8 protein-coding genes are annotated in these 9,857 nt (G+C 46.9%); all 8 read left to right on the plus strand.

Features of this window, described 5'->3' with window-relative positions:
• The first annotated feature begins 66 nt into the window (after positions 1-66).
• The 8 genes from H735_RS02970 (at position 67) to H735_RS03005 (ending at position 9,400) form a co-directional block, all read left to right on the plus strand.
• Entirely contained in the window at positions 67-816 is a 750-nt protein-coding gene (locus tag H735_RS02970; protein ID WP_020196214.1) for a flagellar basal body rod protein FlgF, read from the plus strand.
• A gap of 18 nt (positions 817-834) precedes the next feature.
• Positions 835-1,623 (plus strand): flagellar basal-body rod protein FlgG, encoded by a 789-nt coding sequence (flgG, locus tag H735_RS02975; protein WP_020196213.1) that lies wholly within the window; start codon positions 835-837, stop codon positions 1,621-1,623.
• Positions 1,624-1,653: 30 nt separating this feature from the next.
• On the plus strand, positions 1,654-2,433 hold the full coding sequence (flgH, locus tag H735_RS02980) for a flagellar basal body L-ring protein FlgH (protein ID WP_020196212.1): 780 nt from the start codon (positions 1,654-1,656) through the stop codon (positions 2,431-2,433).
• Positions 2,434-2,477: 44 nt separating this feature from the next.
• Positions 2,478-3,569 (plus strand): flagellar basal body P-ring protein FlgI, encoded by a 1,092-nt coding sequence (locus H735_RS02985; RefSeq protein ID WP_005425633.1) that lies wholly within the window; start codon positions 2,478-2,480, stop codon positions 3,567-3,569.
• Between the two features lie 18 nt (positions 3,570-3,587).
• Complete coding sequence (flgJ, locus tag H735_RS02990; protein ID WP_005438655.1) at positions 3,588-4,514, plus strand: flagellar assembly peptidoglycan hydrolase FlgJ; 927 nt, start codon at positions 3,588-3,590, stop codon at positions 4,512-4,514.
• A gap of 165 nt (positions 4,515-4,679) precedes the next feature.
• Positions 4,680-6,593: a flagellar hook-associated protein FlgK gene (gene flgK / locus H735_RS02995; protein ID WP_020196211.1), complete on the plus strand. Its 1,914-nt coding sequence runs from the start codon at positions 4,680-4,682 to the stop codon at positions 6,591-6,593.
• 12 nt (positions 6,594-6,605) lie between these two features.
• The gene (gene flgL / locus H735_RS03000) at positions 6,606-7,796 is read left to right on the plus strand and encodes a flagellar hook-associated protein FlgL (RefSeq protein ID WP_005438657.1); all 1,191 of its coding nucleotides are present in this window, start codon (positions 6,606-6,608) and stop codon (positions 7,794-7,796) included.
• A 449-nt stretch (positions 7,797-8,245) separates the two neighbouring features.
• Positions 8,246-9,400: a flagellin gene (locus tag H735_RS03005; RefSeq protein ID WP_020196210.1), complete on the plus strand. Its 1,155-nt coding sequence runs from the start codon at positions 8,246-8,248 to the stop codon at positions 9,398-9,400.
• The last annotated feature ends 457 nt before the right edge of the window (positions 9,401-9,857 follow it).

Raw genomic sequence — 9,857 nt, forward strand, 5'->3', positions numbered from 1 at the left:
ACATTATTTTAATTCTGGCATGACTATTGCTTGATTCTATTGTACAGAGAACTTTTGGAGTAATTTATGGATCGCGCACTGTTTCTCGCAATGAGCGGCGCCAAGCAAAATATGCAGGCTCTGCAATTGCGTGCCAACAACCTGGCAAACGTGAGTACAACTGGCTTCCGTGCTGACTTAGCACAAGCTCGCTCTATGCAAGCTTATGGTGAAGGTTTGCCTTCACGTGTATTCAGCATGACAGAACGTCCAGGGCATAACTTTGCGCAAGGTAGTGTGATCACAACCGGTCGTGACCTCGATATTACGGTAGAAGGTAGCGGCTGGATTTCTGTTATGGATCAAACTGGCAAAGAAGGTTTGACGCGTAACGGTAACCTAAAAGTGGATCAAAACGGCTTGCTAACGAATGCAAGCGGTCATGTGGTGTTGGGCGAAAACGATGCACCAATCACCTTGCCAATCCCAGTATCCAAAATCGAAATCGGTCGTGACGGCACCATCTCTGTGCAGCCTCAAGGTGCGCCGGCTGAAGAATTAGAAGTGGTTGATCGTATCAAGCTTGTACGCACAGACGATCAAAACTTGTTTAAAGATACCAATGGTTTATTCCGCCATAAAACTCCAAACCAGCCTTACGAAGCAGACGGCTCTATCAGCATCCAAACTGGTGCTATTGAAGGTAGTAACGTGAATGCCGTAGGTGAAATGACCGCTCTGATTGACCTTCAACGTCAGTTTGAAATGCAGGTCAAAATGATGAGCACCGCTGAAGAAATGGATAAATCTTCAGATTCATTGCTTCGTATGAGTTAACAGAGTTAGAGGTTCAAAATGCAACCAGCACTATGGGTAAGTAAAACTGGTCTAGACGCTCAGCAGACCAATATAGCAACGATTTCGAATAACTTGGCGAACGCTTCAACGGTTGGTTTTAAAAAGAGCCGTGCAGTTTTTGAAGATTTGTTCTATCAAAATATCAATCAACCGGGCGGCCAGTCCTCTCAAAACACGAAACTGCCAAGTGGTTTGATGCTGGGGGCGGGTTCTAAAGTGGTTGCGACGCAAAAGGTGCACACGCACGGAAATGCACAGACTACCAGCAACGCGCTGGACATGATGGTGGAAGGTGATGGTTTTTTCCAAGTGACGATGCCTGATGGCAATATTGGATACACTCGTAACGGTCAGTTCACGCTGGATGGTGAAGGAACGCTAGTGACGTCTGGCTCTGGCTACCCTGTCGAGCCGGAGATAGTTATTCCTGAAGATGCAACTTCTATCACGGTTGGTACAGATGGTGAAGTCTCTGTGCGTATTCGTGGTCAGCAAAATAACGTTGTAGTAGGACAGTTAACCATTACTGATTTCGTTAACCCAGGTGGTCTTGAGCCAATCGGTCAGAACCTTTACTTACCAACTGGCGCAAGCGGTGACCCACAAGAAGGTGTTCCAGGTTTGGATGGTTTAGGTGAAATTCGTCAATCCATGTTAGAAGCATCGAACGTGAATGTGACAGAAGAGCTGGTCAATATGATAGAGGCTCAGCGTGTGTATGAAATGAACTCAAAAGTAATCTCATCGGTCGATAAGATGATGAGCTTCATTAACCAGCAGTTGTAATCACTAAGTTCGGGATTTAGGAAGCCAATGATGAAACGTATTTGTCTACTTACACTTATCACGACCATGTCTGGTTGTGCGATGCTAGGACCGATTGAAACCGATAAAGTCAGCCAAGCGACAACGGTGGTGGATGCGGTTGAAGGCGATAAGTCGAAAGAAGAGAGCAGCGGCATCATTGATACTTTGCGCGGCAGAACCGATCCGGTGGCAGGCGATCCGGCATGGGCACCGATTCACCCTAAACAAAAACCAGAGCACTATGCGGCAGCAACGGGCTCTTTGTTTAGCACCGAGCACATTACCGACTTATACGACGATTCTAAGCCACGTGGCATCGGTGACATCATTACCGTAACACTCGACGAAACGACTCGTGCAACTAAGAGTGCGAACGCCGACCTATCAAAAACCAACGATGCGAAGATGGAACCTCTGTCTGTTGGTGGTCAGGAGCTGCAAATTGGCGGTAAATACAACTTCTCGTACGATCTGAACAACACCAACACCTTTGCAGGCGACTCTTCTGCTAAGCAAAGCAACAGCATCAGCGGTTACATCACGGTAGAAGTCATTGAGGTGCTGGCAAACGGCAACCTAGTGATCCGCGGTGAGAAGTGGATGACCCTGAATACGGGTGATGAGTACATTCGTCTAAGCGGCACAATTCGCCCTGATGACATCAATTTTGACAATACTATTGCGTCAAATCGTGTATCTAACGCAAGAATCCAATACTCTGGCACAGGCTCACCACAAGATATGCAAGAGCCAGGTTTCTTGGCACGATTCTTTAATGTAGCCCTGTAAGACGTCGAAATGACGGCAAATTGACTGCAAGAGATTGAGTAAGCATGAAAAGAATCCTATTAGCACTGTTGAGCGTTGCGCTATTTGCAACCACAGCCCAAGCCGCACGTATTAAAGACGTCGCGCAAGTGGCTGGTGTGCGTAGCAACCAACTTGTGGGTTATGGCTTGGTTTCAGGCTTACCGGGTACGGGTGAGTCAAACCCGTTTACAGAACAAAGCTTCGCGGCAATGCTGCAAAACTTCGGCATTCAAATGCCGCCGGGTACCAAACCAAAAATTAAGAACGTTGCCGCTGTTATGGTAACGGCAACATTGCCGCCATTTTCAAAACCGGGTCAGCAAGTGGACGTCACGGTCTCTTCGATCGGCAGTGCAAAAAGTTTGCGTGGTGGCACCTTGCTACAAACCTTCCTAAAAGGTCTAGACGGCCAAGTGTACGCCGTCGCACAAGGTAACTTAGTCGTGAGTGGTTTCAGTGCAGAAGGCGCTGATGGCTCTAAAATCGTGGGCAACAACCCAACGGTTGGTCTTATTTCAAGCGGTGCAACCGTAGAGCGTGAAATTCCAAACCCATTCGGACGTGGTGACTACATCACATTCAACCTGCTTGATTCTGACTTTACCACTGCACAGCGTATGGCGGATGCGGTAAATAACTTCCTTGGTCCTCAAATGGCCAGTGCGGTTGACGCGACGTCTGTTCGTGTCCGTGCTCCACGTGATGTGAGCCAACGTGTTGCCTTCTTATCGGCAATCGAAAACCTAGAGTTTGACCCTGCGGATGGCGCGGCGAAAATCATCGTGAACTCTCGTACCGGTACGATTGTGGTCGGCAAGCATGTTCGTCTGAAACCTGCGGCAGTGACCCACGGTGGCATGACGGTAGCAATCAAAGAAAACCTCAATGTAAGCCAACCAAACGGCTTCTCTGGTGGTCAAACTGTGGTTGTGCCGGACTCTGATATCGAAGTGAATGAAGAGAAAGGCAAGATGTTCAAGTTCGAACCGGGTTTGACACTAGATGACCTAGTCCGTGCGGTGAATGAAGTCGGTGCAGCTCCGTCGGATTTGATGGCGATTCTGCAGGCATTGAAACAAGCTGGTGCCATTGAAGGCCAGCTGATCATCATCTAATCGATTAGGAGAGAAACCATGGTCAACAATCCTAACGATATCGGTTTTATTCATGACATCAGTTCCCTTGATACTCTTCGTCAAAAAGCGGTGAAAGAGGGCAAAGATGGTGAGCATGAAGCATTGCAAGCGGCCGCTCGCCAGTTTGAATCGATCTTTACTTCGATGATGTTGAAGTCGATGCGCGAAGCGAACGAAGGCTTTGAGTCAAACTTAATGAACAGCCAAAACGAAAAGTTCTACCGTCAAATGCTGGATGAGCAAATGGCGAGTAACTTAAGTGCATCGGGTTCGATGGGCTTGGCTGACATGATTGTTAAGCAGTTGACGGTTGGGCAAGGCGACGACAAGGCTGAAACAGCCATGCGTGATGCAGCAAACAATGCTGTGGAATACCGTCGTGTGGATCCGAAGAAAGCGCGTGAAATCGAGCAGCGCTTGATTGAGTCAGGTCAGCTATCACGACCGGGTTCAGAACCATCACGTTTTGATTCGCCAGAGTCTTTTGTTAATTCGATGAAGCCATACGCAGACCGTGCAGCAAAAGCCTTGGGTGTTGAACCTTCATTGCTATTGGCTCAAGCCGCGCTAGAAACAGGCTGGGGGCAAAAAGTCGTTAAGAACGCACGTGGCAGCAGCAACAACCTGTTTAACATTAAAGCTGACCGTAGTTGGCAGGGTGATAAAGTGACAACTCAAACGCTAGAGTTCCACGATAACACGCCTGTGAAAGAGACGGCTGCATTCCGTTCTTACTCGAACTACCAAGACAGTTTTAACGACTACGTCCGCTTCTTGAATGAGAACCCGCGCTACGAGACTGCTCTTCAACAGGGCGGTGATTCTGAATCCTTCATTCGTGGAATTCACAGCGCAGGGTACGCAACTGACCCAAGCTACGCAGACAAAGTGCTTCAGGTAAAACAAAAAATCGAGAGTATGTAATTCATTCGATTACGAATGCTTGATGTACATTTTGAGAAGGCTTGCCACAGTGCAAGCCTTTCTTTTTTCGTGCTTTCTCTTTCTTTCCCAAACTGGCACACCTTTTGCTAATTGCTAACTAGGTGATCGGTCAATACCGATTTTATTTCGTTTTTGGGGGCATGTATGGCGTCAGATTTGTTGAATGTAGGTACACAAAGTGTGCTTACCGCTCAGCGACAGTTGAATACGACTGGTCATAACATTTCTAATGCGAATACAGAGGGTTACAGCCGTCAGTCTGTTATCCAAGGCACCAACGATCCGCGTCAATTTGGTGGATCAACTTACGGCATGGGCGTGCATGTGGAAAATGTTCGCCGCTCTTGGGATGAGTTTGCCGTTAAAGAGCTAAACCTTTCCACCACGAATTACGCCAGTAAGCTTGATAACGAGAAGAACCTTGATCTGCTCTCAAGCATGTTGTCTTCGGTGGCATCGAAAAAAATCCCAGAAAACATGAACGAATGGTTTGATGCGGTAAAAACCATGGCGGATACCCCAAATGACATGGGTGCGCGCAAAGTCGTGTTGGAAAAAGCCAAATTACTCAGCGATACCCTAAACGAATTCCATGAAACTGTGCGTCAGCAATCCGATGTGGCCAATAAATCACTGGATATGGGCATTGAACGCGTGAACCAACTTGCTGTTGAGATCCGCGATGTTCATCGATTGATGATGCGTACTCCTGGTCCCCATAACGACTTGATGGACCAACATGAAAAACTGATCAAAGAGCTTTCTGAATACACCAAGGTGACGGTAACGCCACGTAAAAATTCGGAAGGTTTTAATGTCCATATCGGGAATGGACACACCCTTGTTTCGGGAACAGAAGCCAGCCAATTGAAGATGATTGATGGCTCACCAGATGCTCATCAACGTCGCCTTGCTATGGTTGAAGGTGGTGGCATTAAAGCCATCAAATCAGACGATATTGACGGCAAAATTGGCGCGTTACTTAAGATGCGTGACGAACACATTCCACAAGTGATGGATGAGCTTGGCCGCTTAGCGACGGCGTTTTCTAGCGAAGTAAACCACCTGCAATCGCAAGGTTTGGATCACTACGGTAATGTAGGTGACCCATTGTTTACCGATGTGAACTCAGAGCGACTAGCAAAATCTCGTGTCGTTGCAGGCCCTCAATCGACGGCTGATATGGCGGTTTACATCAATGATATCAGCGCGCTGAAAGGTGGCGAATACTCATTACGCTACGATGGCGACAGCTACGCCGTGACTAAGCCAAATGGTGAAACCGTTAAGCTTAATACTGATGCAGGCAATGCGCTTTACATCGACGGAATGCGGGTTGAAGTGCGTAATGAGCCTAAAGTCGGTGAGCATGTGTTACTCCGTCCGACCCGTAGCAGCGCAGCGCAAATGAAAGTTGAAACCACTGATCCAAAAGCCATTGCTGCGCAAAGTTATGAAGCGTCGACGACCTTTGCTCAAGGTAATGCCAAATTTGAGATAGTTGATGCGGGTGACTTACGTGAATTTGAAGTGGTTGTTTCTCCAACTGGAGATCAATTTGCGGTAACCGATACCAAAGGTAACGTGATCATGGCGCCCCAGCCATATCCACCGACCGGACCGGTTTCAGTCAGTTTACCGAGCAATCATCCCGCTTATAAAAACGGTGGGGCGACAGTATTTGAGTTAAGTGCGGGCGCATTAGCGAACGATAAATTTACCGCGAACCTAGTGCCATCTGAAGGTGACAACGGCAACTTGCGCAAGATGCAAAACATCCAAACCGACAAGAAGATGAACGGCAATGAATCGACGATCATGAGCTTGTACTTCAACTTGAACACCGATGTGGGTTTGAAAACGTCAACCGCAAGTCGACTCGCCGATGTTGCTCAGTTAGAGAGTGAGGCGGCACAAGAGCGCGTGGCGTCGATATCGGGGGTAAACCTCGATGAAGAAGCGGCAAACATGATGAAGTTCCAACAGGCGTATATGGCCTCTTCTCGTGTGATGCAGGCAGCCAATGACACCTTCAACACCATCTTGCAGTTGCGATAAAGGAGGCCTTAGATGTTAACGCGAATTTCTAGCTTCCATAACTACCAGTCAGTGCAGAACGACCTGCGCCGACAGGAAAACAAAGTTCACCATAATCAGGAGCAGCTTGCTTCTGGTAAACAGTTGACCAAGCCGAGTGATGATCCACTTGCGACGCACTATATTCAGAGTATTGGTCAACAAGAAGAGCAGTTAAAACAATACCTTGATGCCATTGTTCTGGTTCGTAACCGACTAGAAAACCAAGAAGTGGTGATTGCCAACGCTGAGCAATTTACTGATGAGTCGAAACGCATCTCGATGGAAATGATCAACGGTGCGTTTTCTCCGGAAGACCGTGCGGCGAAAAAGCGCGAACTGGAAGAGATTGCAAACAACTTCTTGGCGTTAGTGAATACGCAAGACGAATCGGGCAACTACGTGTTTGCTGGTACGAAGCCAAAATCGCAGCCTTTCTTTCGTGATTACGATGGCAGCGTGGTTTATACCGGTGACGATTACCAACGCAAGATGAAGATCGCCAGCAACATTGAGCTCGGCATCAACTATCCGGGTAATCATCTGTTTTCGGAGATCCCAAACCCGTTTGGTGATTTCGAGCCGCAATACGATTTACAAGAAGGTTCTGAACTGTTGCTTGGTCAAGCAACGAGTGCGTCAGAAGATAACTCAAACTACAAAGTGACCTTTGTGGACATGAGTAACGGCAAGTTTGGTTACCAATTGGAAAAAGATGGCAGCATCGTACAAGTCGATGACTACTCGCCAATTGATGGCATCCAATACGAAGGCATCAATATTCAACTGAAAGGGCAGGTTTCAGCTGGGGATAGCATTACGCTAGAGCCGCGCCAAACCTTCAGTGTTTTTGATGCATTCAAAGAAACCATGCAGTGGTCGGAAAGCTCAGTATCTGACGCGTCGGCGACAGCAAAGCTGCATCAAATGACGGAAGAATTCCAAGCGGCGTTTGTTCATATGAACAAAGTCAGAACCGACTTGGGTGCTAAGTTGAGCACGCTCGATATTCAAGAGCAAAACCACGAAGATTTTAATTTGTCTCTGGCGAAAGCGAAGAGCAATTTTGAGGACTTGGATTACTCCAAGGCAGTGATTGAGTTCAGTGAGAACTCACGCGCGTTGCAAGCCTCACAACAGGCATTTGGTAAAACCAAAGACCTGACGTTGTTTAACTATATTTGATGCGCCTACCGTTTATCCGGTGAGCTCGGTACTTCAACCGTTCGATTTTAATGCCTTATGTGCCAAGCCTTAAGTGCGAGAAATCAACGAAAAATACTGAGTAATGCGATCCAAGCGGCATGATTTGACCGAAAGCGGCAATCAGACCAACGGTAATCTAGGTGGCAATAAAGAAACAGCGATTCGGCAACACAACAAAATATGAGTAAGGCAAGGCTCTTGCCCCGTATGCCCTATAACTTGTTGTTTATTTGTTCATTATTAAAAGAGCAAATAGTTTGAAATAAGTTGGCACACAAATTGTATTGATGTTGTCAGAACAGACTTACGAGATTCTAAACCCTGCCATAGGGCAGATTTAGCAAGTAATTTTTTACGGTCAGTGCTTATCCAAATGAGAGTAAAGCTGGCCGCTTCGCAAAAGCTTGCGAACTCAACAGGAGAGCAAAATGGCTGTAACAGTTAGTACTAACGTCTCCGCGATGACCGCGCAGCGTTATTTAAACAAGGCGACCAACGAGCTAAACACCTCGATGGAACGTCTATCATCTGGTCACAAGATTAACAGTGCAAAAGACGATGCAGCAGGTCTGCAGATCTCTAACCGTCTAACCGCACAGTCACGTGGTCTTGATGTGGCAATGCGCAACGCAAACGACGGTATCTCGATTGCCCAAACGGCAGAAGGGGCGATGAACGAAGCGACGTCAGTGATGCAACGTATGCGTGACTTGGCGATTCAATCTGCAAACGGTACTAACTCTCCTGCGGAACGCCAAGCGATCAATGAAGAATCATCTGCGTTGACGGATGAACTAAACCGTATCGCAGAAACAACATCATTTGGTGGTCGTCGTCTATTGAACGGTTCGTTCGGTGAAGCGGCATTCCAAATCGGTTCAAGCTCTGGTGAAGCGATGATCATGGCCCTAACAAGCATCCGTGCGGATGACCAACGTATGGGCGGTGTGACTTTCTTCTCTGAGAATGGCAAAGACAAAGATTGGGGCGTCGATCCAACTAAAGCGGATCTAAAAATCACGCTTCCAGGTATGGGTGAAGACGAAGACGGCAACCCTGACGATCTAGAAATCAACATCAACGCAAAAACAGGCGATGATATTGAAGAGTTGGCAACGTACATCAACGGCCAATCTGATATGATCAATGCATCGGTTAGTGAAGACGGCAAACTACAAGTGTTTGTTGCACACCCGAACGTTCAAGGCGAGATTTCAATCTCTGGTGGCCTAGCATCGGATCTAGGTCTAAGTGATGAAGCGGTACGTACATCAGTGCAAGATATCGATATGACAACTGTGCAAGGTTCTCAGAACGCGATTTCTGTACTGGATTCAGCGCTTAAGTATGTTGATTCACAACGTGCTGACCTTGGTGCGAAACAGAACCGTCTAAGCCACAGCATCAATAACTTGGCAAACATCCAAGAAAACGTTGATGCATCGAACAGCCGAATTAAAGATACGGACTTTGCGAAAGAAACAACGCAAATGACCAAAGCTCAAATTTTGCAACAAGCAGGTACTTCGATTCTTGCTCAAGCGAAACAGTTGCCAAACTCTGCGATGTCACTATTGCAGTAGTTTACCTAGCCTGTATTCAACACATTCAGACGTGGATGGGAATGCAGGCTTATGGCAAGCAACTTTATAATAGAATGTGCGGCTCTCTCATCTCTCACCTGCCAATCATTTTCAATGTAAAGTTGCACCCGGTGTGCCGGTTATGTGTTCATTTCTCTTGATCTCCACATAGGCTCTGGCTACCAACCTAGCCCCAGTTCTCTCAAAGGAAAAGGGGCTTTTTCTTTTCTATCTCCCAGATAAAACATTCCTTTCTTTCATCTAACTCACTGCTTTCTAGATATTTCTGGTTGTTCTTTGCTCAATTTAGAGCGCTCGGCTTAAGCTGCAGAAACTTGAGGCTTTTTTTCTACTTTTCTCTCATTTTTCTAGCCAAATCTCGCAAATTCACTTTTTTTGATTTTTTCTAAAGCTTCTGAAATCCGAGTCGTTAATAGAAGTAACTTTGAGAGAACTA

The sequence above is a fragment of the Vibrio owensii CAIM 1854 = LMG 25443 genome (assembly GCF_000817815.1).
GTDB lineage: Bacteria > Pseudomonadota > Gammaproteobacteria > Enterobacterales > Vibrionaceae > Vibrio > Vibrio owensii.